The 25,149-nt window shown below is 59.9% G+C and carries 27 protein-coding genes; 21 read left to right on the top strand and 6 right to left on the bottom strand.

The window, feature by feature from the left end; all coding sequences use genetic code 11:
• Positions 1-3 precede the first annotated feature (3 nt).
• The 8 genes from NYR50_RS14100 to NYR50_RS14065 all read left to right on the top strand — a co-directional run bounded on the left by NYR50_RS14100 (position 4) and on the right by NYR50_RS14065 (position 7,882).
• Complete coding sequence (locus NYR50_RS14100; RefSeq protein WP_418137310.1) at positions 4-1,527, top strand: di-heme oxidoredictase family protein; 1,524 nt, start codon at positions 4-6, stop codon at positions 1,525-1,527.
• Positions 1,527-2,648 carry an imelysin family protein gene (locus NYR50_RS14095; RefSeq protein WP_418136345.1) on the top strand — a complete coding sequence of 374 codons (1,122 nt, stop codon included), beginning with the start codon at positions 1,527-1,529 and terminating at the stop codon, positions 2,646-2,648. Before NYR50_RS14100 ends, NYR50_RS14095 begins: the two co-directional genes overlap by 1 nt.
• 3 nt (positions 2,649-2,651) lie before the next feature.
• Positions 2,652-3,746: a DUF1513 domain-containing protein gene (locus tag NYR50_RS14090; RefSeq protein WP_418136344.1), complete on the top strand. Its 1,095-nt coding sequence runs from the start codon at positions 2,652-2,654 to the stop codon at positions 3,744-3,746.
• A gap of 51 nt (positions 3,747-3,797) precedes the next feature.
• Entirely contained in the window at positions 3,798-4,250 is a 453-nt protein-coding gene (locus tag NYR50_RS14085) for a TspO/MBR family protein (RefSeq protein WP_418136343.1), read from the top strand.
• A gap of 78 nt (positions 4,251-4,328) precedes the next feature.
• On the top strand, positions 4,329-4,778 hold the full coding sequence (locus NYR50_RS14080) for a PaaI family thioesterase (protein ID WP_006310129.1): 450 nt from the start codon (positions 4,329-4,331) through the stop codon (positions 4,776-4,778).
• Positions 4,775-5,413 (top strand): 5'-methylthioadenosine/S-adenosylhomocysteine nucleosidase, encoded by a 639-nt coding sequence (locus NYR50_RS14075; protein ID WP_418136342.1) that lies wholly within the window; start codon positions 4,775-4,777, stop codon positions 5,411-5,413. Before NYR50_RS14080 ends, NYR50_RS14075 begins: the two co-directional genes overlap by 4 nt.
• A gap of 83 nt (positions 5,414-5,496) precedes the next feature.
• A complete protein-coding gene (gene guaA, locus NYR50_RS14070; RefSeq protein ID WP_418136341.1) occupies positions 5,497-7,074 on the top strand; it encodes a glutamine-hydrolyzing GMP synthase in 1,578 nt (525 codons plus the stop codon).
• A 103-nt stretch (positions 7,075-7,177) separates the two neighbouring features.
• Positions 7,178-7,882 carry a 2'-5' RNA ligase family protein gene (locus tag NYR50_RS14065; RefSeq protein WP_418136340.1) on the top strand — a complete coding sequence of 235 codons (705 nt, stop codon included), beginning with the start codon at positions 7,178-7,180 and terminating at the stop codon, positions 7,880-7,882.
• A 72-nt stretch (positions 7,883-7,954) separates the two neighbouring features.
• Here NYR50_RS14065 and NYR50_RS14060 read toward each other — a convergent pair whose 3' ends face one another.
• Positions 7,955-8,122: a hypothetical protein gene (locus tag NYR50_RS14060; protein ID WP_418136339.1), complete on the bottom strand. Its 168-nt coding sequence runs from the start codon at positions 8,120-8,122 to the stop codon at positions 7,955-7,957.
• A 233-nt stretch (positions 8,123-8,355) separates the two neighbouring features.
• On the opposite strand from NYR50_RS14060, the gene NYR50_RS14055 reads away from it, so the two are divergent.
• From NYR50_RS14055 to NYR50_RS14045, 3 genes are all read left to right on the top strand, one after another.
• Positions 8,356-8,703 (top strand): ArsC family reductase, encoded by a 348-nt coding sequence (locus NYR50_RS14055; RefSeq protein ID WP_418136338.1) that lies wholly within the window; start codon positions 8,356-8,358, stop codon positions 8,701-8,703.
• 12 nt (positions 8,704-8,715) lie between these two features.
• Entirely contained in the window at positions 8,716-9,192 is a 477-nt protein-coding gene (ybaK, locus tag NYR50_RS14050; protein WP_418136337.1) for a Cys-tRNA(Pro) deacylase, read from the top strand.
• An 88-nt stretch (positions 9,193-9,280) separates the two neighbouring features.
• Positions 9,281-10,519: an aminopeptidase gene (locus NYR50_RS14045; RefSeq protein WP_418136336.1), complete on the top strand. Its 1,239-nt coding sequence runs from the start codon at positions 9,281-9,283 to the stop codon at positions 10,517-10,519.
• A gap of 7 nt (positions 10,520-10,526) precedes the next feature.
• Here NYR50_RS14045 and NYR50_RS14040 read toward each other — a convergent pair whose 3' ends face one another.
• The gene (locus tag NYR50_RS14040) at positions 10,527-11,390 is read right to left on the bottom strand and encodes an EamA family transporter (protein WP_418136335.1); all 864 of its coding nucleotides are present in this window, start codon (positions 11,388-11,390) and stop codon (positions 10,527-10,529) included.
• A gap of 81 nt (positions 11,391-11,471) precedes the next feature.
• On the opposite strand from NYR50_RS14040, the gene NYR50_RS14035 reads away from it, so the two are divergent.
• The 3 genes from NYR50_RS14035 to NYR50_RS14025 all read left to right on the top strand — a co-directional run bounded on the left by NYR50_RS14035 (position 11,472) and on the right by NYR50_RS14025 (position 14,043).
• Entirely contained in the window at positions 11,472-11,972 is a 501-nt protein-coding gene (locus tag NYR50_RS14035; protein WP_418136334.1) for a MarR family winged helix-turn-helix transcriptional regulator, read from the top strand.
• Positions 11,973-12,081: 109 nt separating this feature from the next.
• Positions 12,082-12,789: a FadR/GntR family transcriptional regulator gene (locus tag NYR50_RS14030; RefSeq protein WP_418136333.1), complete on the top strand. Its 708-nt coding sequence runs from the start codon at positions 12,082-12,084 to the stop codon at positions 12,787-12,789.
• 51 nt (positions 12,790-12,840) lie between these two features.
• A complete protein-coding gene (locus tag NYR50_RS14025) occupies positions 12,841-14,043 on the top strand; it encodes a mandelate racemase/muconate lactonizing enzyme family protein (RefSeq protein ID WP_418136332.1) in 1,203 nt (400 codons plus the stop codon).
• Here NYR50_RS14025 and xseA read toward each other — a convergent pair whose 3' ends face one another.
• Positions 14,044-15,642, bottom strand: a complete 1,599-nt coding sequence (xseA, locus tag NYR50_RS14020) for an exodeoxyribonuclease VII large subunit (protein WP_418136331.1) — start codon at positions 15,640-15,642, stop codon at positions 14,044-14,046. It abuts the gene before it with no gap.
• Between the two features lie 188 nt (positions 15,643-15,830).
• Here xseA and NYR50_RS14015 point away from each other — a divergent pair, with 188 nt between their 5' ends.
• A complete protein-coding gene (locus NYR50_RS14015) occupies positions 15,831-16,073 on the top strand; it encodes a hypothetical protein (protein ID WP_010970778.1) in 243 nt (80 codons plus the stop codon).
• Between the two features lie 12 nt (positions 16,074-16,085).
• Complete coding sequence (locus tag NYR50_RS14010; RefSeq protein WP_418136330.1) at positions 16,086-16,439, top strand: hypothetical protein; 354 nt, start codon at positions 16,086-16,088, stop codon at positions 16,437-16,439.
• Here NYR50_RS14010 and NYR50_RS14005 read toward each other — a convergent pair.
• The gene (locus NYR50_RS14005) at positions 16,436-17,419 is read right to left on the bottom strand and encodes a Gfo/Idh/MocA family protein (protein WP_418136329.1); all 984 of its coding nucleotides are present in this window, start codon (positions 17,417-17,419) and stop codon (positions 16,436-16,438) included. The genes NYR50_RS14010 and NYR50_RS14005 overlap by 4 nt on opposite strands.
• Before the next feature lie 180 nt (positions 17,420-17,599).
• Between NYR50_RS14005 and NYR50_RS14000 the strand changes: the two genes are divergently transcribed.
• The 4 genes from NYR50_RS14000 to NYR50_RS13985 all read left to right on the top strand — a co-directional run bounded on the left by NYR50_RS14000 (position 17,600) and on the right by NYR50_RS13985 (position 20,647).
• The gene (locus tag NYR50_RS14000; RefSeq protein WP_418137309.1) at positions 17,600-18,160 is read left to right on the top strand and encodes an isochorismatase family protein; all 561 of its coding nucleotides are present in this window, start codon (positions 17,600-17,602) and stop codon (positions 18,158-18,160) included.
• Positions 18,160-19,143 (top strand): GlxA family transcriptional regulator, encoded by a 984-nt coding sequence (locus tag NYR50_RS13995; protein ID WP_418136328.1) that lies wholly within the window; start codon positions 18,160-18,162, stop codon positions 19,141-19,143. Before NYR50_RS14000 ends, NYR50_RS13995 begins: the two co-directional genes overlap by 1 nt.
• A gap of 108 nt (positions 19,144-19,251) precedes the next feature.
• On the top strand, positions 19,252-20,202 hold the full coding sequence (locus NYR50_RS13990; RefSeq protein ID WP_418136327.1) for an aldo/keto reductase: 951 nt from the start codon (positions 19,252-19,254) through the stop codon (positions 20,200-20,202).
• Between the two features lies 1 nt (position 20,203).
• Positions 20,204-20,647, top strand: coding sequence for an N-acetyltransferase family protein (locus NYR50_RS13985; RefSeq protein WP_418136326.1), 444 nt, complete (start codon positions 20,204-20,206; stop codon positions 20,645-20,647).
• Here the strand turns inward: NYR50_RS13985 and NYR50_RS13980 are convergent, their stop codons facing one another.
• Positions 20,648-21,538, bottom strand: coding sequence for a LysR family transcriptional regulator (locus NYR50_RS13980; protein ID WP_418136325.1), 891 nt, complete (start codon positions 21,536-21,538; stop codon positions 20,648-20,650). It lies immediately after the preceding gene.
• Between the two features lie 116 nt (positions 21,539-21,654).
• Between NYR50_RS13980 and NYR50_RS13975 the strand changes: the two genes are divergently transcribed.
• Positions 21,655-22,656 (top strand): aldo/keto reductase, encoded by a 1,002-nt coding sequence (locus tag NYR50_RS13975; RefSeq protein ID WP_418136324.1) that lies wholly within the window; start codon positions 21,655-21,657, stop codon positions 22,654-22,656.
• A 51-nt stretch (positions 22,657-22,707) separates the two neighbouring features.
• On the opposite strand, the gene pheT is transcribed toward NYR50_RS13975, so the two are convergent.
• Positions 22,708-25,131 (bottom strand): phenylalanine--tRNA ligase subunit beta, encoded by a 2,424-nt coding sequence (gene pheT, locus NYR50_RS13970; RefSeq protein ID WP_418136323.1) that lies wholly within the window; start codon positions 25,129-25,131, stop codon positions 22,708-22,710.
• Positions 25,132-25,149 lie beyond the last annotated feature (18 nt).

The following is a 25,149-nucleotide window of genomic DNA, read 5'->3' as shown; positions in this document are numbered from 1 at the left end:
CTGATGGAATTGTCGCTGTCTCCGATCCGCAAGCCGTTTTTCTTCGCCGGGGCAGCCTGCCTTGTGGCCTCAGTGACGCTTGCCGCCCCGTTGCGTGACGACCTGACGGAGAAAGACCGAAGCCGCGTCTCGGCCGTCACTGCGCCAACAACCGATTTTACGAGACCGGAGCCCTTCGAGGCCATGTCCGGAGGCGCAACCACCAGCACCGGCAAAGCCGATGGCAATGCATTTTCCCAACCTTCCGCCACCATGCCTTTCGAGCGGAAGCAGGATTTCAAGCTCGGCAACGCGCTGTTCCAGAAGCTCTGGGTCTCCTCCCCCTCCTCCACGCAGGCTTCGGATGGGCTCGGCCCTTTCTATAACGCCCGATCCTGCCAGACTTGCCATGTGAAGGATGGCAGGGGCCGCCCGCCACTTGCCGGCGAAGACGCCGTTTCCCTGTTTCTGCGGTTGGCGCGACCGGCCCGGGATGAGACGGAACGGGCCGCGATTGCGCGCCATGAGGTGCTGAATTTTCCCGACGAGACCTATGGCCGGCAGCTGCAGAATCTCGCCATCCCCGGCCTCGCCGCCGAGGGCAGGCCGGTCATCACCTACACCGAAAAGCCCGTGCGCCTTTCGGATGGTGAAGTGGTGTCGCTGCGCAAACCCACTTATGCCGTTGCGGACCTGAGATATGGCCCGCTGGGTGCGGACACAACAGTTTCGGCCCGCATTGCGATGCCGACGCTCGGCCTGGGCCTGATCGAGGCCATTGCCAATGCTGATATTCTCGCCGGCGCAGACCCCGATGACAACAATGGCGATGGCATTGCCGGGCGCCCGGCCTGGGTCAAGGACCATCGCACCGGCGAGATAAAACTCGGACGGTTCGGCTGGAAAGCCCAGAATGCGAGCGTGCGCGACCAGAGCGCCAGCGCCTTCTCCCACGATATCGGCATTTCGACGCCGGATGCGCCGAATGCCTATGGCGATTGCACCGATGCCCAGAAGGACTGTCTGGCCATGCCAACAGGCGTGCAGCCGCGGCTGGGGCCGGTGGAAGCGCCGGACCCGGTTCTCGATCTCGTGACCTTCTACACCGAAAACCTCGCCGTGCCGCAGCGGCGCAATGCCGGGGATCGAACCGTTCTTGAGGGCAAGCAGCTTTTCTATACATCCCGCTGCACCGCCTGCCATACCCCCAAATTCGTCACCCGCCGCGATGCTGGCGATCCGATGCATTCCTTCCAGCTGATCTGGCCCTATTCGGACTTCCTCCTGCATGACATGGGAGAGGAGCTTGCCGATGGCCAGCAGGTGGGGGAAGCGAGGGGTCGGCACTGGCGCACGCAGCCGCTCTGGGGCATAGGTCTGACGCAAAGAGTGAATGGCAACGGCTTTTACCTGCATGACGGGCGCGCGCGCAGCCTGACGGAAGCCATATTGTGGCATGGCGGCGAAGGGCAAAAAGCGCGCGACGCCTTTGCCGCCTTGCAAAAATCCGACCGGCAGGCTTTGCTGGCTTTTCTGGAGTCCCTCTAATGAACTTTGCCATGCGAAAAATTTCCGGGGTCATCTCCGTGCTGCTGCTTCTCACCACGCCGCCGGCAAAAGCGCAGGATGTGGAACTGTTGCCGCCACCGCCACTCGACCCCGCGCAGGTGCGGGGCGTGATGGAAAAGGCGGTGAACGGCTTCATCCGTCCCGGTTATGACCACTTCCGGCAGTCTGCGGAGACGCTGGAAGGCAGCATGAAGGCATTCTGCGCGGCACCCTCCAAAACGACGGAGGCGGCAGCGCAGGCGGCTTTTACTGAAACGGTCCTGAGCTGGTCGACAATCGAGATCGTGCGTATCGGCCCTGTCATCGAGAAGAACCGCTTCGAACGCGTGCTTTATTACCCCGACAAGAAGGGTCTCGGGCTGAAACAGGTGCAGCGTTACCTTGCCGACAAGGATGAAAGCGTCACCAGCGCCGATGGCCTGAAAGGCAAGAGCGTCGCGGCACAGGGGCTCGGTGCGCTGGAATTCGTGCTTTACGGCACCGGCGCGGATGAACTTCTCGACAAGAAGGGCGATTTCCGCTGCCGTTTCGGCACCGCCATCGCCAGCAATATCGCCAATGTGGCGGCAGAGCTTTCCGACAGCTGGAACGCACCTGACGGTGCACAGAAAAACTGGACTCAACCGGGACCGGACAACCCCGTCTTTCGTGATGAGCGTGAGGCACTGGTCGCCCTGCTCGGCATTCTCGTGCACGGTGCGGAGGCAATCCGCGACCAGCGGATCGAGACCTTTTACAAGGGGCCGGACAAGGCGAGATTTCCCCGCACCGCCATTTACTGGCGCTCCGACCTGACCTGGAAGAGCATCTCCACCAATATCAAGGCCGTGCAGACTCTGCTGCATACCGCCGACATGGTCGAACTCGTGCCACCCGATCAGCGCTCCATCGTCAACTCCATCGACTTCATCGCCAAATCGATGATCCGCGTTGCCGCAACGATCGATACGGATGTGGAAAAGGCACTGGACAAGGACGACCAGCGCGCCAAGGTGGATTACCTGCTGCTCAACGGCAAAGACCTGATCTACCGCCTCAACGACCAGTATGGCGGCGCCATCGGCCTCAGCTCCGGCTTTTCCTTTGCTGACGGAGACTGAGTGATGACCTCCGGCAGCAAGAGCATGCTGATCGACCGGCGCAGCTTCATCAAGGCGGCGGGAATTCCCTTTCTTGCCGCCCTCGCCCCGCGGTCGCTCCATGCGCTGGAACGCACGGACGCCGTCTTTGCCTCCGCCTTCCGCGCACGCGATGGATCCTACGGCATTGCGACGGTGAGCGAGCGCGGCGAAATCATCGACCGCGTTGCGCTTCCCGCCCGCGCCCATGGGATGGCGACAAGCCATGCGACCGGCAGGACCGTGGCATTCGCGCGCCGTCCCGGCACATTCTTCATGGCGTTTGATCCCGTGCGGCGTCAGGAGCCTGTCGTGATGCACTCGCCGGAGAACCGGCACTTTTATGGCCACGGGCAATTCTCACCCGATGGCGCAATCCTTTATGCCAGCGAAAACGACTTTGACGGCAATCGCGGCGTCATCGGCCTTTACGACGCCCGCAACGGCTTTGCCCGCATCGGCGAATATGACGCGCATGGCGTCGGCACCCATGACATGACGGTGAGCGATGACGGAGGGCTGATCGTGATCGCCAATGGCGGCATCGAGACCCACCCGGATTTCGGCCGCACAAAGCTCAATGTCGACAGCATGGAACCGTCGCTCGTGCTCCTGGACGCCGCCACCGGCCAGCTGATCCAGAAACACGCGATGCCGGACCGGCTGCGGCAGCTCTCCACCCGCCATGTCGATCTCGGCGATGACGGCCGCATCTGGTTCGCCTGCCAATATGAAGGACCGCGCAACGATCTGCCGCCGCTTGTCGGCCATTTCTCGAAGGGTGAGGATGTTGCCTTCGTCGATCTGCCGGAGGAAACGACGGTACGGCTTGCCAATTATGTCGGGGCCATCGCCGTCAACCGGCGCGAAGGACTGGTGGGTCTGACCTCGCCGAATGGCAACGCTGCCGTGACGCTTGATGCAAAGACGGGAAGTGTGGTCTCCGAGGTCAGCGTGCGGGAGGCGGCGGGCGTTGCGACGGCTGCAGGCGGCATTGCGGTTTCCTCTTATGACGGATTTTTCGAGGCCATTCGCAGCGACGTGGCCTGGGACCAGCATATCGTGCGCCTGTCCGGCTAAAATACTGAAAAGGCAGGGAACAAAAGCAATGGCCAGCGCATTTGAGGCGTCATGAAGAACCTTGCCGTGTATATTGTTTTTGTGGTTGTCGTTGTTGCCGTCGGGGCGCTGATCGGCGTCAACAACGTGCCGGGCGAATGGTATCAATCGTTGCAGAAACCATTCTTCAATCCACCAAACTGGATTTTCGGGCCAGTCTGGACCACGCTTTACGTGCTGATCGGCATCGCCGGCGCACGAACGTGGATCCGGAAACCAATGGGGACGCGCATGCGCCTCTGGTTCACGCAGATGGTGCTGAATTTCCTGTGGTCGCCGATCTTTTTCGGCATGCAGAGCCCGGCCGGTGCGCTCGTCATCATCCTCCCCATGCTGATCTGCATCATCGCCTTCATGGCACTGACCTACCGTCGCGACCGCGTATCCATGTGGCTTTTTGCGCCCTATGCCTTGTGGGTCGCCTTTGCCACGGCGCTCAACGCAAGTATCGGAATGCTGAACTAATTCGCCTTACGCCCTTGCCTTGCCCGACGCAACGCGCCATGTCAGTCTGCGACGGGGCAGAAGGCAGGCAGGTAGGCCATGGAGATAACGGATCCCGGCGATTTTCGCCAGCGGATAGAAACAAGCTTCGCGCGGCAGGGCGTGGTGCAGGCCATCAATGCCGAGATAAGCCGCATTGAACACCGGCTGGTGGAAATAGAGCTGCCCTTCCACGAAAAGCTGACACAGCAGCATGGCATATTGCATGCGGGCGTCATCGCCGCTGGTCTCGACACTGCCTGCACTTACGCGGCCTATACGATCATCGAACCGGAAGCCTCGCTGCTGACCATCGAATTCAAGGTCAACCTCATGTCGCCGGGTCGTGGTGAGCGGTTTCTGTTTCGCGGCGAGATCATCAAGCCCGGCAACAATCTGATCGTGGCGGACGGTCGTGCCTATGCCCTATCCGATGGGCCGGCAAAGCTGATCGCCTCGATGACAGGCACGATGATGGTGGTCAAGGGGCGCGAGGATATTACCGGATGAGCTACCGGCTTTCGCATGTTGCGGATAAATCCGTTCTTTTCGTCATGGCGGCTTCCGCTGAATACGGCCCCCATCTGCAGGCGCGCATCACGCCACTCATGACCGGCGTCGGCCCAGTCGAGGCGGCCATTTCGGTGACCGCCATTCTTGCCGGTCTCGATGCCGCCGACCATTTGCCCGACCTCGTCGTTTCGCTTGGCTCCGCCGGTTCGCAGACATTGGAACAGACGAGCATCTATCAGGCGGTTTCGGTTTCCTATCGCGATATGGATGCATCCGCCTTCGGTTTCGAAAAGGGGCGAACGCCGTTTCTCGATCTGCCCGCCGAAGTTGCCCTGCCTTTGCGGATACCCGATATTGCCGAGGCCAGGCTTTCCACCGGCGGCAACGTCGTTTCAGGAGAGGCCTATGGGTTGATCGATGCCGATATGGTGGACATGGAGACCTTTGCGGTCCTGCGGGCATGCCAGCGCTTCGGTGTACCGCTCATCGGCATGCGCGGTATTTCCGACGGCAAGGCCGATGTGAACCATGTGGATGACTGGACGGAGTATCTTGATATCATCGATGAAAAGCTCGCCGATGCCGTCGATCGGCTCTGCCGCGCCATCGAGGATGGTGTGATTGCCCTTTGAAACCTTGCGATTTTCGCAAATTTCCGCCCTTTGACGCCCGCTTCCGGGTTGCCTAAAGCCGCCATTTTCTTTAAAGGCTCGCCATGACCCAGATAGCCCATCCCGACAGCATTCTCATCATCGATTTCGGCAGCCAGGTGACGCAGCTGATTGCGCGCCGCATCCGCGAAGCCGGGGTCTATTGCGAAATCCATCCGTTCCAGAATGCCGCAGAGGCTTTCGAGAAGCTTCAGCCCAAGGGCGTGATCTTCTCCGGCGGCCCCGCATCCGTGACGGCAGAGGGCAGCCCGCGGGCTCCGCAGGCGGTGTTCGACAGCAAGGTTCCGATCCTCGGCATCTGCTACGGCCAGCAGACGCTCTGCACGCAGCTCGGCGGCGTGGTCGAAGGTGGCCATGCGGCAGAATTCGGCCGTGCCGATATCGATATCAAGAAGGCTAGCCCGCTGTTCGAAGGTTTCTGGGAACAGGGCAAGAGCTATCCGGTGTGGATGAGCCATGGCGACCGCGTAACAAAGCTGCCTGATGGTTTCGAGGTCATCGCGACCTCCGAGAACGCTCCTTTCGCCATCGCGGCTGACGAGAAGCGTCACTATTACACCACCATGTTCCACCCGGAGGTGGTGCACACGCCTGACGGCGGCAAGCTGCTCTCCAATTTCGTGCACAAGATCGTCGGCCTCAAATCCGACTGGACGATGGCTGCCTATCGCGCCGAGATGATCCGCAAGATCCGCGAGCAGGTTGGCACCGGCCGGGTGCTCTGCGCGCTTTCCGGCGGCGTCGATTCGTCGGTTGCAGCGATCCTCATCCATGAGGCGATTGGCGACCAGCTGACCTGCGTTTACGTCGATCATGGCCTGATGCGGCTTGGCGAAAGCGCGCAGGTCGTCGGCATGTTCCGCGACCATTACAATATTCCGCTTGTTCACGTTGACGCCGCCGATCTGTTCCTCGGCGAGTTGTCCGGTGTTTCCGATCCGGAAGTGAAGCGCAAGACCATCGGCCGGCTGTTCATTGAGGTCTTCGAGGCTGAAGCGGCCAAGATCGCTGCTGACGGCAAGGGTGCGCCCAGGTTCCTCGCGCAGGGCACGCTTTACCCTGACGTCATAGAAAGCGTCTCCTTCTCCGGCGGCCCCTCCGTCACCATCAAGAGCCACCACAATGTCGGCGGTCTTCCCGAGCGCATGAACATGCAGCTCGTCGAGCCGCTACGTGAACTCTTCAAGGATGAAGTGCGCGCGCTTGGCCGCGAACTCGGCCTGCCGGAAAGCTTCATCGGCCGCCACCCCTTCCCCGGTCCGGGTCTCGCGATCCGTTGCCCCGGCGCGATCACCCGCGAGAAGCTCGATATTCTGCGCAAGGCGGATGCGATTTATCTCGACGAAATCCGCAAGGCCGGTCTCTACGACACCATCTGGCAGGCCTTTGCCGTGCTGCTGCCGGTGCAGACCGTGGGCGTCATGGGCGACTATCGCACCTATGACTTCGTCTGCGCGCTGCGCGCGGTGACGTCGGTGGATGGCATGACGGCGGATTTCTATCCCTACGACATGAACTTCCTTGGCCGTGCGGCAACCCGCATCATCAACGAAGTGCGCGGCATTAACCGCGTCGTCTACGACGTGACGAGCAAGCCGCCGGGCACGATCGAGTGGGAATAAGCGAAGGCGGAGCAATTCCGCCTTCTGTTCATCTTTTGTTCTTTATTTTATCACCGCACAATGATAGGTTTCCGGCCTTGGTATAAGGCTGTGGAGCATCGTCATGGAGTGCGAGTTGGCGGACGAAAGAGCCTTAAGGCAGCTTTGCTTTGATGGGCTGGAGCCGCAGAAAATACGGCGCGTCAATCCACGCTTTCGAAACAAGCTCCTGCTAATGCTCAAGCCGCCACGGCAATTGGCGGAAAGAATGTTTGTTGATGCGTCGTATCATGCCATGGGTCGCACAACCCGTGAGGCATATCCCGCCGAGCTTCTGCACATAACCCTCCTGTGTTTGGGATGTTTCGAGACGATCCCTCACGGACTGACAAGCAGACTGAAGGCGGCAATGGATGCGGTGAGCGCGCGGCCTGTTCCGGTCACCCTGGACGGAAGCGCGCTTTTTGGCAATCGCAACAGTTTGGTTCTACGAAACGGCGGTGATCAGCCGGAGATCCATGCCTTGGTCAGGCTGCTGCAACGGGCGCTTCGACAGGCGAACCTTCCCTATATCCCTGCACCATCTTTTACGCCGCATGTCACGATGATTTATGGCTGCGGGAAGATAGAGCCGATGCCGGCCGGAAAGCCATATAGCTGGCTTGCGAGTAATTTCGAGCTTGTTTTCAGCCATAACGGCGAAACGCGACATGAGTCCCTTGGACGCTTCGCACTCTCCGCAAAAGCGGATCGGTATGAGCCGCTCGAAAACCAGCTGCATTTACCGGACAAACTGATCGGTCCGAGAAAACGGCCGAACCGAAAATAGGCTGAACGCTTAGGCCCGCCAAAATATACCCATAAGCGAGGCGAAGTCGCCTCGCTATAAACGATAATCAGCTTAGAGCTGGACCTTGTCGAAAGCCTTGCCGTCAATACCGAGGGCTTCGAGATCGGCGCGGGCGGGCTTGCGATGTGCGCGAACAGCGGCCGAAACCGAGAGCGCTGCACCGAGAACGGCGAAAGTTTCACCGAAGAAGTTACGCGATGTCTCTGCAACCTGACGCATTTTTCTCTCCATCTTTGATGCCTAGATAATGGGGATTTACGCTCTGTTCTACAACTCATGATGTAGCAGGGAAGCCATGCAGCTTTGCTCGCGCTCGTTCGAATATCAGCCACTTCAATTTTGCATGGCTCAGGCATCATGCTTCGAAAATGGCGCAAGGCACCTCAGGCGGCGGCTTGAATAAGATGGATATTTTGTTATGCCGGAAGGCTTAAAGACGAAGAGGCGGTAGCATGACGGTCACGATTTACGGCATCAAGAATTGCGACACGATGAAGAAGGCCAGAAGCTGGCTCGAGTTGAACAGCGTCGATTATTCCTTCCACGACTACAAGGCGGCCGGCATCGACCGCGCCCACCTGGAAACATGGTGTGATGCCGCCGGCTGGGAAACGGTTCTCAACCGGGCCGGCACGACCTTCAAGAAACTCGACGACAGCCAGAAGGCCGATCTCACTCGCGAAAAGGCCATCGGACTGATGCTCGCGCAGCCCTCCATGATCAAGCGCCCGGTGCTGGAGGCGAAGGGCAAGATAACCGTCGGCTTCAAGCCGGAAATCTACCACACCCTTTTTGCCTGAGCGCAACCCACCATGTCCAAAACAACCCGCGCCACCCAGATGCTGACGAAGGCCGGCATTGCCTTCACCACCGTCACTTATGATTACGACCCGAATGCCGACCGCATCGGCCTGCAGGCGGCCGAGGCGATCGGTGAGGCGCCGCATCTTGTGCTGAAGACACTGATGGCGGAGCTGGACGGCAAGCCGGTTTGCGTTGTCGTCCCCTCCGACCGCGAGGTGAGCATGAAGAAGCTTGCAGCCGCGTTCGGGGGCAAATCCGCCAACATGATGAAACCCGCCGATGCGGAGCGGGCGACCGGTTACCATGTCGGCGGCATCAGCCCTTTCGGTCAGAAAAAGCAGGTGCCGACAGCCATTGAAGCCGATGCCATGGTGCATGATTATGTCTACATGAATGGCGGGCAACGGGGTTTGCAGGTAAGGCTTTCGCCCCGCGATGCCCAGAAAACATTGAGTGCCATCGTAGCGCCGCTGGTCGCGGAATGAGGCGAAACGGCCGTTCCTGAAAGCATTTGGCTTTCGGAAGGAATGGGCTATGGTCGGCGCCTCCTATTGAAATAGACGAAGGCAGATCATGACCGTTTCCCCCATCGATCCCGTCAAACTCGAAAAACTCGCGGAAGTCGCCGTCAAGGTCGGCCTGCAATTGCAGAAGGATCAGGATCTGGTGATCACTGCGCCGCTCGCGGCCCTGCCGCTGGTCAGGCTCTTGACCAAGCATGCCTATATCGAGGGCGGCGGGCTGGTGACCACTTTCTACTCCGACGAGGAAACCACCCTTTCGCGCTACCGCCATGCCAGCGACGCGAATTTCGACCGGGCTTCCGGCTGGCTTTATGAGGGCATGGCAAAGGCCTATGCCAATGGCGCGGCGCGGCTGGCGATTGCCGGCGACAACCCCATGCTGCTGGCCGAGCAAGACCCTGCCAAGGTGGCGCGCGCCAACAAGGCCAATTCCACGGCCTATAAGCCGGCGCTGGAGAAGATTTCCAACTTCGACATCAACTGGAACATCATTTCCTACCCCAACCCCTCCTGGGCAAAGCAGGTCTTCCCCGGCCTCACCGAGGATGAAGCGGTGCGCAAGCTGGCGGATGCCATCTTCGCGGCCTCGCGAGTAGATGTGGCCGATCCCGTCGCCGCATGGGCGCAGCACAATGCCAATCTTGCCAAGCGCTCCGAATGGTTGAATGACGAACGCTTCTCTGCGCTGCATTTCACCGGCCCGGGCACCGACGTAAAGATCGGCCTGGCGGATGGCCACGAATGGCATGGCGGCGCTTCCATGGCGAAAAACGGCGTGACCTGCAACCCGAATATTCCGACCGAAGAGGTCTTCACCACACCACATGCGCTGCGTGTCGATGGTTACGTGTCCAGCACCAAGCCGCTGTCGCATCAGGGCACGCTGATCGATGATATCCAGGTGAGGTTCGAAGCCGGTCGCATCGTCGAAGCCAAGGCTTCCAAGGGGGAAGCCGTGCTGAACAAGGTGCTCGACACCGATGAGGGCGCGCGGCGTCTTGGCGAAGTGGCGCTTGTGCCGCATTCCTCGCCGATTTCGGCAAGCGGCATCCTGTTCTACAACACGCTATTCGATGAAAATGCCTCGTGCCATATCGCGCTCGGCCAGTGCTATTCAAAATGCTTCCTCGGCGGCGCCTCGCTGTCGCAGGACCAGATCAAGGCGCAGGGCGGCAACTCCAGCCTGATCCATATTGACTGGATGATCGGCTCCAACAAGGTCGATATCGATGGCGTGAAGCCGGATGGCTCCACCGTTCCTGTCATGCGCAAGGGCGAATGGGCCTAACGGCCCCCTACCTCGGCAACTGGCTGCGCTGACTGAGCCAGATGCTGAAAAGCACGGCAATGAACCCGGCGATCTGCGCTGGCGCAAGGCTTTGGCCAAGCGCCAGCCAGCCCAGAAGGGTGGCCACGACAGGGCTTAAAAAACCGAGCGATGCCGCCGCGGAAGGTTCGATGCGGGCGAGCCCCCGAAACCACAGAAGATAGGTGAGCGCCGCGCCTATGAGGCCGAGATAGGCCATGCCCATGACATTGGCCGCCGTTGGCGCCGGCAGGGCCGGCTCCAGAAAATAAGCGACCGGCAAAAGAAGAATGCCGCCCGCCGTCAATTGCCACGCGGTGAAGGTGAGGTTCGAGACGGGCGGGCGCCATTTGCGGGTCAGCACCGTTCCGAAGGCCATGGAGACGGCGCCGGCAAGGCCTGCGGCAACACCGATACCATCCAGTGCCGCGCCGGGCGTCAGCACCAGAAGCGCAACACCTGCAATGCCGAGAAAACCGGCGCCGATGGCGAGCGGCCGCACCGGTGTTGAGAGAAACAGCCGCGACAGACCGATAACGATGAGTGGTTGCACCGCGCCCACCGTTGCCGCGACACCGCCAGGCAACCGATAGGCAGAAACGAAAAGCATCGCCCAGAAAAACGAGAAATTCAGTGCGCCGAGAACGAAGCTGCGCGGCCACCAGATACCCTGCGGCAGCTTTCGGACGAGAAGCAGCAGCAGGATACCGGCCGGCAAGGCGCGCAGCATGGCGACATGCAACGGATATCCCTGCGGCAAAAATTCCGTTGTGACGAAATAGGTGGTCCCCCAGATGGCGGGAGCAAGCGCTGTGACCATCACATCGGCGGTATAGGTCGTATTTTTCTTCATTTCAAGAATCTCTATATCAAGATAAATTCAGCTTAGTCGATTTTATCTTGACGTCAAGATATCAATTGTTATGCCTTGGTGATGAGCAAGAAAACTACGGACCACGTCGATCACATTCTCGCGCAGTGGCGCAAGGAACGACCCGATCTCGATGTCGGCCCGATGGGGCTGCTTGGGCGCCTGCACCGGCTCAGCACGCATCTTGGCCGCGAGGTGGAGGCGGTGCTCTTGAAACACGGCCTCTCCTCTTCCGCTTTCGATGTGCTGGCGACATTGCGGCGCGCGGGCTCACCCTACCAACTCTCTCCCGGCGATCTGCTGGCCATGACCATGGTCAGTTCTGGCACCATGACAAACCGGATCGACCAGCTGGAAAAAGCCGGGCTGGTGGAGCGCATTCACAATCCGCAGGACCGGCGCAGCGTCTTGATATCGCTGACGGAGCGTGGCTTTGCCATCGTCGATGAGGCGGTGGGTGCGCATGTCGACAACCAGCATCGTCTTGTCGCCCATCTCAGCGAAGAGGAGCGGGCTACCCTTGATGGATTGCTGAAACGCTTCCTGCAGGACTTCGAGGAATAGATTTACGTCGCAGATGGAACCGGCGATTGTGCGGGCCAGGGCGCTTGTCTACGTAGAGAAAATCCTGTAAGCAATTTTCCGTAAACCTGTCCTACAGGTTGGAGTAAAAATGTTAAACGCCATTTCGCATGAATCCGGCCTCGTCAGCAGCACAATCGGCGCGATCACCCGCCATATCCGCGAAAACGAGTTGGCACCCGGCGCGAAGCTGCCGAGTGAACTTTCGCTCTCGCAACAGCTGGGCGTCTCGCGCACGGTCGTTCGCGAGGCTTTCCGGTCTCTGTCGGCCATGCGGCTGATCGATGTCAGTGCGGGCAAGCGCGCAACCGTCGCGACGCTGGACCATGGTGCGATGTCGCTGATGTTCGAACATGGCATTCATACCGAGCAGATCAACATCCAGCAGATTTACGACGTACGCCGCACCATCGAAGTCAGAACCGTGACGCTCGCGGCGCTGAGACGAACGGACTTGGAAGCGCTTACCATCCTTGATCACGCCAACAATATGGAGCGGGACTTCAGCGACAATGACAGGGTGATGGAGCATGACCTTGCCTTTCACCTTGCTGTTGCCAGAGCCTCCAAGAACCCGGTTTTCGAACTCATTCTCGGCGCTTTCCAGAATGTGACACGCCAGACCTGGCCGATCGGCTGGAAAAGCCGAACCTCCGATGCCCAGCGCCTTGCCGCGTGCGAACTGCACATCGCCATCGGACAGGCCATTGCCGCAGGCGATCCGCAAACCGCCTCAACGCTGATGGCGCGGCACTTCGATGAAAGCGTGCATGCGCTTCTCGCCGCCGGCATCGCCTGATTTTTTCAACGCAGTCCCAGATGGAAACCGACTGCCTCTGGAGGAGACACCATGAAAATAACAAAACTCGAGACCGTCCGTGTGGCGGAACGGGCAAACTTGCTCTGGGTTCTGGTCCATACGGATGAGGGCATTACCGGGCTCGGCGAAACCTTCTTCGGAGCGGAGACGGTGGAGACCTATGTGCATGAATATATCGCCCCCCGCGTGATCGGCCGCGATCCGCTGCAGATCGACCTGCTGGCGCAGGACCTTGTCGGTTATCTCGGTTTCCGGTCGTCGGGCGCGGAAGTGCGCGGCAATTCCGCCTTCGACATCGCGCTGTGGGATATTTTCGGCAAGGCCACCAACCAGCCCATCGCCCAGCTTCTCGGCGGCTTCAGCCGCAAGGAAATCCGCACCTACAATACCTGCGCCGGCACCGAATATATCAAGAAGGCGACCGGTCAGCAGACGGCCAATTATGGCCTCTCCGACGGCAGGGATTATGACGATCTGAACGGCTTCCTGCATAACGCCGACGAACTTGCCCATTCGCTGCTGGAAGACGGCATCACCGCCATGAAGATCTGGCCCTTTGACCGGGCCGCGGAAAAAACGCGCGGGCAATATATCTCGATGCCGGACCTGAAAAGCGCGCTCGAGCCGTTTGAAAAAATCCGCAAGGCGGTGGGCGACAAGATGGATATCATGGTGGAGTTTCACTCCATGTGGCAGCTTCTGCCCGCCATGCAGATCGCCAAGGCGCTCACCCCCTACCAGACCTTCTGGCATGAAGATCCGATCAAGATGGACAGCCTGTCCAGCCTGACGCGTTACGCCGCCGTGTCGCCCGCACCGATTTCCGCATCGGAAACGCTCGGTTCCCGCTGGGCTTTCCGCGATCTCCTGGAAACGGGTGCGGCCGGCGTGGTGATGCTTGATATCAGCTGGTGCGGCGGCCTTTCGGAAGCGCGCAAGATCGCCTCCATGGCGGAAGCCTGGCACTTGCCGGTCGCGCCGCATGATTGCACCGGACCAGTAGTGCTCTGTGCCTCCACGCATCTGTCGCTCAACGCGCCGAATGCGCTGGTGCAGGAAAGCGTGCGCGCCTTCTACAAGACTTGGTATCGCGATCTCGTGACCGCCTTGCCCGAGGTGAAAAACGGCATGATCACCGTGCCGCCGGGTGCCGGTCTCGGCATGGAGCTGCATCCCGATGTCGAAAAGACCTTCACCGTCACCCGCCGTTTCTCGGATGCGGCGTCGATCTGATCAGAACAGATTGCCCTGATTCCCCGGGTCAGAAGAAGCCGGTTTCGCCGGCTTCTTTTTTGGCGCGGCGGCGGTCTCCGGGGCGGGTGTTCCCTCTCCCGTCGTGAGGGCGGAAACGCGGCCATCGGCAAATTCCATCGAGACCACAGCGCCTGAGGCAATGGCGGCGGCGCGGGTCAGCGGCCGGTTTTCCTCATCGCGGATCACGGCATAACCGCGGTTCAGCACGTTTTTGTAGGACAGGGATTGCAGGATACGGTCATGAGCAGCGAGACCGGAACGGTTCTGCGCCATGCGGTGCAGCACCGCTGTATCGGCCCGGCGCGACGCGGTGACGACCCGTTCCTTCTGCCGTTCCAGCTGGCCAAGCAGGCGGGCAGGAAGCGAACGCAGCGCGGAATCGAATGAATCAACCCGGCCTTTGCCCTGCAACAGACGGCGCTCCACGAGGGTCTCGGCCCGGTGCATGCGTTCGGTAATCCGCTGCCTATGGTGTTTGAGGCCGTTCAGCAGGGTTTCCGGTCTCAGTCCCGAGGCGGAACGCTCGAAAGCGCGGCGCTTGTTCAGCGTCGTCAATTCCAATCCACGGCCAAGACCGCTCGCAGCCTCGTCGAAACGTCGGCGCGGCAGGGCGAGAAGTTGATCGAGCGACGGCAAAGCGCGCACCAGCGCCCGCACGCCCTGGCGGCGATTGTCCATCTGCCGCGAGACCGAACCGGAAAGGCGGGCAGCGAGACCGGAAAGCTGCGCTTCGAGTTCCGCCCGCACCGGCACCGCCATTTCGGCAGCGCCTGTCGGCGTCGGCGCGCGCACATCAGCGGCATAATCGATCAATGTCGTATCGGTCTCGTGCCCGACGGCAGAAATCAGCGGAATTTCGCTCTCAGCTGCCGCGCGCACGACGATTTCGTCGTTGAAGCTCCAGAGGTCTTCCAGGCTGCCGCCGCCGCGAGCGACGATCAGCACATCGGGACGGGCAATCTCGCCACCGGACTTCAGCGCATTGAAGCCACGAATGGCGTTCGCCACCTCCTCGCCCGAGCCTTCGCCCTGCACCTTGACTGGCCAGACGACGACGTGGACCGGAAACCGATCCGAGATACGGTGAAGAATATCGCGAATGACCGCACCCGTGGGCGAGGTGACGACGCCGATGACACGCGGCATGAATGGCAGGGGACGCTTGCGGGCCGCATCAAAAAGTCCCTCTGTCGCCAGCCGCCGCCGGCGATCTTCCAGAAGCGCCATCAGCGCGCCGGCACCGGCAGGCTCCAGGCTTTCGATGACGATCTGGTATTTCGAAGAGCCGGGAAAGGTGGTGATCTTGCCCGTCGCGATCACTTCCATCCCCTCTTCCGGGCGGAACTTCAGCCGAGAAAACGTGCCCTTCCAGATCACCGCGTCGATACGGGCACGATCATCCTTCAGCGAGAAATAGGCGTGGCCGGAAGAATGCGGGCCACGATAGCCGGAAATCTCGCCGCGCACACGCACCTGCTCGAAAGCCGTCTCCACCGTGCGTTTGATGGAACCCGACAGTTCGGACACCGAAAATTCGGCAAGATTGCTCAAGGTAGCATGGGAGAAGATATCGCTCATGACCGTTTGTAACCAAAAGCCGTCGATTCGGAAATGCCGACATCGGCTCACCGATTTTAACGTCGATGAAACCATATCCTCAACTAACGAGTTAGGAAAACAGGGTTTGGAGGAGAAAACAAGGGTTCGTTAGGGAAGGAGACGCTACGTCTTGTTCCAGACCCGGCAACCAAAGAGGAGGCGGCATCATGATTTTTCTTACCGCCACAGTGCTTGGCGTAACCGCAGTTGCGTTGCGCTCTGTCTTCAGCATCGTTTTCATCTGCATGATGATCATCGGCGCCTACGGTGTCGCAATGGTGCTTTCGTCCACGGCCGTGCCGCTGATGTCGCTGCTTCTGGCGCTTGCCGGTTATAATTTCGGCGTGGTGGGTGTCGTGATCGGCCTTCTGGTGCTGCAACGCCCGCGCTCCACGCAGCCGACGCTTTAAAAGCTCACCCCGTTGAGACTTCCGCACTTCGCGCTGACCGAAATTTGCGGATTGGCCGTCGATCTTGCCGTTACCTGTCTGCTTGTTTTCTATCTCCGCGTCGATCCGCTGGCGGCACGTTTACCGGGTGCGGCAGCGGGGCTTGCGACGAGCTGGAAGCTTAACCGTTCGAATGGCGCAGAGCTGAACGGCTTTCTGAAGAATGCCGTCACACTCACATCCCGGATCGTCGGCGTCGGCCTGTTTGCTCTGCTGCTATGGCGCAACCCGCTTTTGCAGCCGTTCATCCCGCTCGCACTTTCAGCGATCGCAGCATTGGTCCTGGCGCTTTACGGATATTTTCGGCTGCAAAAACAGCGGACTTAAACCGTTTCCCAACCATCCTTTTCCGCCGCGCGGTAGATGGCGTCGATGAAAAGCTGGTTCTTCCTCGAATTTTCCAGAGTGACGACTTCGCCCTCGCCTTTTACCGCACGGGCAAAGGCCTCCGCCTCGAGCTTGTACTGGCGGCTATCCTGAAACCGGAAGACTTGCGACTGGTTATGGGCCTGATTGGTCAGTTCGATTTCTTCAGCCCCCCAGCGATTGGCGTTGAACGGAGATTTGACCTCAATGTAGCCATCGGTGCCGTGGAAGACCATGAGCTGACGGGAGGCAAGCTGGGTTGCCAAATAGAAGCTCAGCTCGAACGTGCCGAAATCGGCCCGGACGCTGGAATAGATATCGGTGCCGAATTCCCTGTCACGCTCGACCGTGGCCTGCACGCGCCTGGGCTCGGCGCCGGTGGCAAAGCGGGTAACGATGGTCGGGTAGACGCCGATATCAGGCAGCGCCCCGCCACCCAATTCGGGAATATTGCGCATATTGCCGGGATCACGATTGAAATAGCTGAAAGCGCCCTGCACATGTTTCAGTGTACCGATGGCGCCCGACGCCAGCAATTCCTTCACCTTGGCCCAAACAGGGGAATAGGTGACCATGAAAGCCTCGGACACGATGACACCATTACGGTCCCTCGCAGCGATGAGCGTATCGATCTCTTCTGCCTTCAACGCAATCGGCTTTTCGCAGAGAACATGTTTGCCGGCATTGGCGGCCTTGATCGTCCACTCCACATGTTGCGCGGTGGGAAGCGGAATATAGACCGCATCGATCACATCCGATGCCAGCATCTCCTCATAGGAACCGAAGGCATGGGGCACGGAAAAACGCTCGGCAACCGCGCGAGCTCTGGCGTGATCGCGGCTGGCGATGGCACTCACCACGCAGTTTTCCGCATCCTGTATTGCCGGAATGACGTGATCCTGAGCGATTTTCGCCGTTGAGATTATTCCGAAGCGCAGCATTCCATTCTCCCACTCTGCCATTTGCCGGAAACTTATCACCATCGCAGGGGCTGGCAAGCCGCCGGCAGGCAACGAAATAAGGTATGGCCGGATTTGTCCTTCCTTTGTCGGCTTTGTTGCTTTTATCCGCACAGGAGAAGGAGAATTATGCTATCCATGATCACACTGGAGAACCATGAAATGTCCTCGTCCAACACCGCACTTCTCGTCATCGACGTTCAGGAATCCTTTCGGCATACCCCCTATTTCGAAGAAAGCGGGCTTGCCGCCTATCTGGAGAAGCAGCAGGCACTGATCGACGGCGCTAAGGCAGCGGCAATCCCCGTCGTGCAAATCTTCCATGTCGATGGCGACCGGGCCTTCTCGAAAGACAGCGGTTATATCCGAGCGCTGGAGGGTGTGCGGATTACCCCTGATGTCACCTTTCACAAGAGCCGGCACTCGGCCTTCGCCGGCACCGGTCTCGAGATCTGGCTGACGCAGAGAGGCATCAACCGGCTGATCGTTTCCGGCATCCGCACCGAACAATGCTGCGAAACCACCACCCGGCACGCATCCGATCTCGGATATAGCGTCGATTACATCACCGAGGCGACGCTGACCTTTCCGATGACGCATACCTCCGGCACGGTGTTCAGCGCGGATGACATCCGCAAGCGGACTGAGCTGGTGCTGGCCGGCCGCTTCGCGCGCATCGCCACTGTGAGCGAGGCGCTGGCACCGTTGGAGGCAGCAGCCTGATGGATAAAGGCGGCACACGCGCCATCCCTTTTTATACGCTTGTGCCGCCGCACGCGTTGCTGCTCGATATTGCGGGGCCATTGCAGGTGATCCGCTATGCCAATGACGAGCAGAACGATGTTTTTTTCGACTGCCGCTACATCGCAGCACAGGAAAAGCAACAATCCTCGATCGGCCTTGGTATTTGCGGGCTGGAGACCCTGCCTGCCACACTGCCGGAGAACGCCTTTCTGCTGATCTCCGGCAGCACGTCGTGCTCCGAGAACGAACCGGAAATCCGGCGGGAGCGGCAGGCATTGGCAGCATGGCTGCGCCGCGTCGTGGGTCTCGACACGACAGTCATTTCCATCTGCTCCGGCGCATTGCTGGCGGGTGAGGCCGGGCTTTTCGACGGGCGGAGCTGCACCACGCATAGCGACTGCATCGAGGCGCTCCGCCGTGTCGCGCCCTTGTCCCAGGTGGCCGAAAACCGGCTGTTTGTCGAGGATGGCAACCGCTTTTCCAGCGCGGGCATCTCCACCGGCATCGACCTGATGCTGCATGTGGTTTCGCGGCTGACATCCCCCGCCGTCGCGGCGCGCATTGCCCAAACCATGGTCGTTTATCTCCGGCGCAACGGCAACGATCCGCAGATTTCCCCCTGGCTGACCGGCCGTAACCATATGCACCCCGCCATCCATCGGGTGCAGGACCGAGTCATGACTGAGCCGACACAAGACTGGTCGCTGGAGAGGCTGGCCGATATCGCAGCACTCAGTGAAAGGCATCTGTCGCGCCTGTTTCGCGACCATACCGGCATCAGCGTCATCGATTACGTCAACCTGATGCGGGTCAATCTGGCCCGTGACATTCTTTCAAATAGCCGCCTCGATATGGAAGCCATCGCCGAGCGGGCGGGCTTTGCCTCTGCCCGGCATTTGCGGCGCGTCTGGCAACAGCATAATCGTTATCCGCCCAGCCATTATCGCGGCTTTCAGACCTGATTTTCCCGGCCATCGCCCACTCGCTGATGAGTGACATCAAAGGAATTGAATGGTTATGCAGGCGGGCAATTGCTAACCTGCGGCAAAGTCAGCAACAGGAGCATTCCCGTGGAAAAACGAAGCCTTGGCCGGACCGGCCTCTCCATCGCGCCGATCGTCTTCGGCGGCAACGTGTTCGGCTGGACAGCGGATGAGAAGACTTCCTTTGCCCTGCTCGATGCATTTTTCGACGCCGGGTTCAACGCCATCGACACGGCGGATGTCTATTCCGCCTGGGTGGACGGGCATGTAGGCGGCGAATCCGAGGCGATCATCGGCAAATGGCTGAAGCAATCGAGCGTGAAGCGCGAGGATGCCGTTATCGTCACCAAAGTCGGTTTCGACAATCGCGGCCAGAAGACCGGCCTCAGCGCCAGGTGGATCGCTGAAGCTGTCGAAGCCTCGCTGAAGCGGCTGCAAACCGACTATATCGACCTTTATCTCGCCCATAAACCCGATCCTGAAGTGCCGCTGGAAGAGACGCTTGCCGCCTTCGCAAAACTGAAGGAACAGGGGAAAATCCGCGCCATCGGCTGCTCCAACTATTCCGCGAGCCAACTTCAGGAGGCGCTGGACGTGGCCGCGAAGAATAATCTTCCGCGTTATGACGTGCTGCAGCCCGAATATAACCTCTATAACCGCGCGGATTTTGAAGGTCCTCTTGCCGACCTTTGCGTCAAGGAAGAGATCGGCGTCATCAATTATTACAGCCTCGCCGCTGGCTTCCTGACCGGGAAATATCGCGCCAAGGCCGATACGGAAGGCGTCGCCCGCAGCTACCGGGTGGGCGATTATGTCAACACGCGCGGTCTTGCCGTTTTGGGCGCCATGGATGCTGTGGCCGTACAGACCGGGGCCAAGCTCGCGGATATCGCGCTGGCTTGGCTGTTGCGGAAACAAGCGGTGACGGCGCCGATCGCAAGCGCCACAAGCCTGTCGCAGCTTGAGAGCTTCAAACGCGCCGTCGAGCTGAAGCTGACGGATGAGATGATGACCCTTCTCGACAAAGCAGGTGCATAAGATGGAACTTACAATTCGCGATGTGCAGCCGGCCGACCGAGCGGAATGGCTGCGCCTCTGGAACGATTACCTCGCTTTTTATAAGGTCGATCTTGCCGATGATGTGACGGAACACACCTGGGCGCGTATCCTCGATCCCGTATCCCGCGTTTCCATGCGCGTGGCCATGCTCGGTGAGCGAATGGCCGGTTTCGCCATCCACCATTTCCATGATTCCACCTGGGTGAAGGCACCGGACTGTTATCTGGAAGATCTGTTTGTCGATGGCGCGATTCGCGGCAAGGGAACGGGCCGGGCGCTGATGGACGACCTGATCACCATTTGCAAGGATAGGGGCTGGTCCCGGCTTTACTGGAACACCGACGAAGGCAATCACCGCGCCCAGAAGCTTTACGACAGCTACGTGAAGAGCGACGGCCATATCCGTTATCGCATCAAGTTCTGATCAGCCCCGGAAGCGGAAGAAATCCACGAAGGCCCTCAGCGCCGGGCGCATCTGCCGGCGCGAGGGATAATAGATGTAAAAACCATCAAAGGGTGCACACCAGTCTTCCAGCACGCGGATGAGCCGGCCTTCCCTGATATCGTCCTCAACGCGCTGCTCGAAAACAAAGGCAAGCCCCGCGCCGTCGATTGCCGCCCGACGAATGAGGCTCTGGTCCGACAGGATCAGCGGCCCTTGAACATCAACCACCAACGGTTTGCCATTTTTCTCCAGTTCCCAGCGATAGACAAGGCCGCTGGCGAAGCGCCGGCGGATGCAGCGATGGCGGATGAGATCTCTGGGGTCACGCGGCGGTGTATTCTGTTCGAAATAGGCGGGAGCACCAACAATTGCGCCGCGCCATGCGCCGCTCGCCTTCACCGCAATCATATCCGCATCCAGATGCTCTCCGAGACGCAGACCGGCATCGAAGCCCTTCGCGACAATGTCTTCGAAGCGATCATCCGTTGATATTTCGAGGGAAATATCGGGATAAAGCCGCAGGAACTCGCCCAGCCGGGGCACGATGAGATCCTCGGCGGCCAGTCTCGGCAAGGTGATGCGCAGGGGGCCAGCCGGTCTCCCGCCATGCTCGGCAAGCGTCTCGATGACCGCATCGATATCGGCAAGCGCCGGACCCAGTGTCTCTAGGAGCTGCCTGCCCTCCTCTGTCGGCGAAACACTCCGCGTGGTACGATGCAGCAGGCGCATGCCCAGGCTTGCCTCAAGAGAGGATACCGCATGGCTGACGGCTGAGGGCGCAATGGCAAGTTCGGCTGCGGCCTTGCGGAAGCTGCGGCCTTCGGCGACGGCGGCGAGAACGGCCAGCTGGGAGAGTTGCACACGGTTCATTGTTCTAAATGATAGAACAACCCAAGCGGATTTGCAGCGATTATTTTTACCGCCATGAGACGTTATTTTCTGATCACGCCCTGATGACGGGCGGTTCCTTATGGAAGGACGAACAGATGAAAAAAAGAACCCTCGGAAACAACCTTACCGTTTCGGCGCTTGGCCTTGGCTGCATGGGAATGACCCATGCCTATAGCCCGACCGGCGATGAAAGCAGCGCAATAGCGACGCTGCACCGTGCCGTGGAACTCGGCGTTACCTTTTTTGATACGGCAGAGGTTTATGGGCCTTACAATAACGAAATTCTCGTCGGCAAGGGTCTGAAGCCCTATCGCGATAAGGTGGTCATCGCCACCAAGTTCGGTTTCAGGATCGACCCCAGCAAACCCGCAGGCCAGATGATGGTGGGCACCGACAGCCGGCCTGAAAATGTGCGCGCCGTCGCAGAAGCCTCGCTCAAACGCCTCGGCGTCGATGTCATTGACCTGTTCTACCAGCATCGCGTCGATCCCAATGTGCCGATAGAGGATACGGTAGGCGCCATGGCCGAGCTGGTCCAACAGGGCAAGGTGAAACATCTCGGCCTGTCGGAAGCGAGCGCCGAAATCCTTCGCAAAGCGCATGCCGTTCATCCCATTGCGGCTATTCAGAGCGAATATTCGCTGTGGACCCGCGACGTGGAGGAAAACGGCGTGCTGGAAACCTGCCGCGAACTTGGTATCGGTTTTGTCCCCTTCAGCCCGCTCGGTCGCGGCGCTTTAACGGGCGCACTGAAGTCACTCGACGGCCTTGCCGCCGATGATTTTCGACGCGGCCTGCCGCGCTTCCAGAGCGAAAACTTCGATGCCAATCTGGCGCTCATCAAGCTTCTGGAAGACATGGCGACTGACAAGGGCGTTACCGCCGGGCAACTGGCGCTCGCCTGGGTGCTGGCCCAGGGCGACTTCATCGTGCCGATCCCCGGCACCACGAAGATTGCCAATCTGGAAAAGAACGTGGCTGCAGCGGATGTTTCGCTGACGGCGGACGAAGTCGCCAGTCTCGGCGCGCTCCTCTCGCCGACAAAGGTTGCAGGGGAACGATATCCCGAGCGCATGTCGCAGATGGCCAACCGCTAAAACAAAAAGCCGCGGCAACTGCCGCGGCTTTTTTCATTCCGCCATCAGCTTTCAGGCGCGCAGAACGCCGCCTGTCGATTTCTCGACATTGCCAACGATCTTGGCCGTCAAGGCTTCGAAATCCTCGTCGGTCAGCGTCTTGTCGACTGGCTGGATCTGGACCTCGATGGCCACCGACTTGCGGTTTTCGCCGAGCGATGCGCCTTCGAAGATGTCGAAGACGTTGACGCCGGTGATCAGCTTTCGGTCAGCGCTCGTTGCGGCCTTGATGATGGCTCCTGCTTCCACCGACTTGTCGACCACGAAGGCGAAGTCGCGCTTGACTGCCTGGAAGGGCGAAAGTTCGAGCGCAGGCTTGGTGCGGGTCGCTTTTTTCTTCGGCTCCTGCATGGCGTCGAGATAAATCTCGAAACCGCAATAGGCGCCGGAGACATCCAGTTCGGACAGCGTCTTGGGATGGAACTCACCGAAATATCCAAGCACGACCTTCGGACCCATCTTGATGGTGCCGGAACGGCCGGGGTGATACCAGGAAGGCGCGCCGGCTTCGATCTGCACATTGGCCATGGGCAGGCCGCAGGCTTCCAGCACCGAGAGAGCATCGGCCTTGGCATCATAGACATCCACCGGCTTGCCGCCACCCTTGGCCGCGTTGGACCACATTCGGCCGCTGCCAGCGAGCGAGGCCGTGCCACGGCGGATACCGCCGGCAACGCGACGCTGCTTCTCAGGCGTATCGCCCTCATAGGTGCCGGAAACCTCGAAGATCGCCACGTCGCCATGGCCCTTGTCGGCATTGCGCTGGGCGGCGGTGAGAAGGCCCGGCAGCAGCGAGGGCCGCATATCCGACATGTCGGCCGCGATGGGATTGGCCAGTTTCAGCGCGGGCGAACCGCCGCCAAAAAGCTTCGCCTGCGCTTCCGGGATGAAGGACCATGTGACGGCCTCCAGCATTCCACGGCTTGCCAAGGCACGGCGCGCAGTACGGGTGCGGATCTGCAGCGTGGTCAGGATACGGCCGTTGACAGCACCGAAGTTTTCCAGCGGCTCCGGCTTGATATTGTCAACGCCGTGGATGCGCATGACTTCTTCGACCAGATCGGCCTTGCCATCGACGTCAGGACGCCAGGACGGGACGGTGACGGATACGCGCTCGCCCGTTCCCTCGACGCCAAAACCGAGGCCTTTGAGAATGGTGCGGCTCTCTTCCGCCGAAACCTCAAGACCGGTCAGACGCTTCACTTCCGAGAGCGGAAAATCCACGACCTTGGGCTGATGGCCCTTGTAACCGACGACCTTGGCTTCGCCAGCGATGCCGCCGCAAAGTTCCAGAACCAGTTCGGTGGTGCGTTCGAGACCCGGAACCATATATTCCGGATCGACGCCGCGCTCGAAACGATAACGCGCATCGGTGATGATGCCGAGCGAACGGCCGGTCTTGGCAATGTTGATCGGATCCCAGAGAGCGGATTCGATCAGCACGTCGATGGTGTTGTCGTCGCAGCCGGAATGTTCGCCGCCCATGACGCCACCAATCGACTCAAGGCCCTTTTCGTCGGCAATGACGACATTGTTCGGGCCGAGCTTGTATTCGCGCTGGTCGAGCGCGAGGATGGTTTCACCCTCTTGCGCACGGCGAACAGTGAGATCGCCCTTGACCTTGGCGGCGTCGAAGACGTGCATCGGCCGGCCCTGATCGAAGGTCATGTAGTTGGTGATATCAACAAGCGCGTTGATGGGGCGCAGGCCAATCGCCATCAGGCGCTGCTGCATCCATTTCGGGCTCGGGCCGTTCTTGACGCCGCGCACAATACGCAGGGAAAAGCCGGGGCAGAGGGCCGCGTCGTCCAGCTCCAGCTTCACGTCGACAGGCGTTGCGCCTTCTACCGTGAAGGAGGGCGCGGCCTTCGTCTTCAGCTTGCCGAGACCGGAAGCCGCAAGATCGCGGGCGATGCCGTAGATCGAGGTGCAGTCCGGGCGGTTTGGTGTCAGGTTGATCTCGATGACCGGATCGTCGAGGCCGGCATAGGTGGCGAAGGAGGTACCAACAGGCGCATCCTGCGGCAGATCGATGATGCCGTCGTGATCGTCGGAAATGTTGAGCTCCTTTTCGGAGCACATCATGCCGTGGCTTTCGACACCGCGAATCTTGCCGACGGCCAGGGTAACATCGATGCCCGGAACATACATGCCGGGACGCGCCAGCGTGCCAACGAGGCCGGCGCGTGCATTGGGGGCGCCGCAGACGATCTGCACCGGCTTGCCGTCACCGGCATCCACCATCAGCACCTTGAGGCGGTCTGCCTCGGGGTGCTTTTCAGCGGAAACCACCTTGGCAATGACGAAGGGCTTGTAGGCCGCCTTGTCGTCAACGTCCTCGACCTCAAGACCGATTGCCGTCAGCCGCTCGCAAATCTCGTCCAGCGTCGCATCGGTATCGAGATGCTCCTTCAGCCAGGAAAGAGTGAATTTCATGTCTTTGCTCCTTGGCTA

The organism is Agrobacterium sp. El2ro-1b, from assembly GCF_048298475.1.
Classification (GTDB): Bacteria; Pseudomonadota; Alphaproteobacteria; order Rhizobiales; family Rhizobiaceae; genus Agrobacterium; species Agrobacterium fabrum.
The sequence above is the reverse complement of the archived record's forward strand: the minus strand, read 5'-3'. Positions and strand labels throughout refer to the sequence as shown.

Coding starts and splice junctions, on each gene's coding strand:
- NYR50_RS14100 (WP_418137310.1), top strand. CDS start 4: ATGGAATTGTCGCTGTCTCCGATCCGCAAGCCGTTTTTCTTCGCCGGG.
- NYR50_RS14095 (WP_418136345.1), top strand. CDS start 1,527: ATGAACTTTGCCATGCGAAAAATTTCCGGGGTCATCTCCGTGCTGCTG.
- NYR50_RS14090 (WP_418136344.1), top strand. CDS start 2,652: ATGACCTCCGGCAGCAAGAGCATGCTGATCGACCGGCGCAGCTTCATC.
- NYR50_RS14085 (WP_418136343.1), top strand. CDS start 3,798: ATGAAGAACCTTGCCGTGTATATTGTTTTTGTGGTTGTCGTTGTTGCC.
- NYR50_RS14080 (WP_006310129.1), top strand. CDS start 4,329: ATGGAGATAACGGATCCCGGCGATTTTCGCCAGCGGATAGAAACAAGC.
- NYR50_RS14075 (WP_418136342.1), top strand. CDS start 4,775: ATGAGCTACCGGCTTTCGCATGTTGCGGATAAATCCGTTCTTTTCGTC.
- guaA (WP_418136341.1), top strand. CDS start 5,497: ATGACCCAGATAGCCCATCCCGACAGCATTCTCATCATCGATTTCGGC.
- NYR50_RS14065 (WP_418136340.1), top strand. CDS start 7,178: ATGGAGTGCGAGTTGGCGGACGAAAGAGCCTTAAGGCAGCTTTGCTTT.
- NYR50_RS14060 (WP_418136339.1), bottom strand. CDS start 8,122: ATGCGTCAGGTTGCAGAGACATCGCGTAACTTCTTCGGTGAAACTTTC.
- NYR50_RS14055 (WP_418136338.1), top strand. CDS start 8,356: ATGACGGTCACGATTTACGGCATCAAGAATTGCGACACGATGAAGAAG.
- ybaK (WP_418136337.1), top strand. CDS start 8,716: ATGTCCAAAACAACCCGCGCCACCCAGATGCTGACGAAGGCCGGCATT.
- NYR50_RS14045 (WP_418136336.1), top strand. CDS start 9,281: ATGACCGTTTCCCCCATCGATCCCGTCAAACTCGAAAAACTCGCGGAA.
- NYR50_RS14040 (WP_418136335.1), bottom strand. CDS start 11,390: ATGAAGAAAAATACGACCTATACCGCCGATGTGATGGTCACAGCGCTT.
- NYR50_RS14035 (WP_418136334.1), top strand. CDS start 11,472: ATGAGCAAGAAAACTACGGACCACGTCGATCACATTCTCGCGCAGTGG.
- NYR50_RS14030 (WP_418136333.1), top strand. CDS start 12,082: ATGTTAAACGCCATTTCGCATGAATCCGGCCTCGTCAGCAGCACAATC.
- NYR50_RS14025 (WP_418136332.1), top strand. CDS start 12,841: ATGAAAATAACAAAACTCGAGACCGTCCGTGTGGCGGAACGGGCAAAC.
- xseA (WP_418136331.1), bottom strand. CDS start 15,642: ATGAGCGATATCTTCTCCCATGCTACCTTGAGCAATCTTGCCGAATTT.
- NYR50_RS14015 (WP_010970778.1), top strand. CDS start 15,831: ATGATTTTTCTTACCGCCACAGTGCTTGGCGTAACCGCAGTTGCGTTG.
- NYR50_RS14005 (WP_418136329.1), bottom strand. CDS start 17,419: ATGCTGCGCTTCGGAATAATCTCAACGGCGAAAATCGCTCAGGATCAC.
- NYR50_RS14000 (WP_418137309.1), top strand. CDS start 17,600: ATGTCCTCGTCCAACACCGCACTTCTCGTCATCGACGTTCAGGAATCC.
- NYR50_RS13995 (WP_418136328.1), top strand. CDS start 18,160: ATGGATAAAGGCGGCACACGCGCCATCCCTTTTTATACGCTTGTGCCG.
- NYR50_RS13985 (WP_418136326.1), top strand. CDS start 20,204: ATGGAACTTACAATTCGCGATGTGCAGCCGGCCGACCGAGCGGAATGG.
- NYR50_RS13980 (WP_418136325.1), bottom strand. CDS start 21,538: ATGAACCGTGTGCAACTCTCCCAGCTGGCCGTTCTCGCCGCCGTCGCC.
- NYR50_RS13975 (WP_418136324.1), top strand. CDS start 21,655: ATGAAAAAAAGAACCCTCGGAAACAACCTTACCGTTTCGGCGCTTGGC.
- pheT (WP_418136323.1), bottom strand. CDS start 25,131: ATGAAATTCACTCTTTCCTGGCTGAAGGAGCATCTCGATACCGATGCG.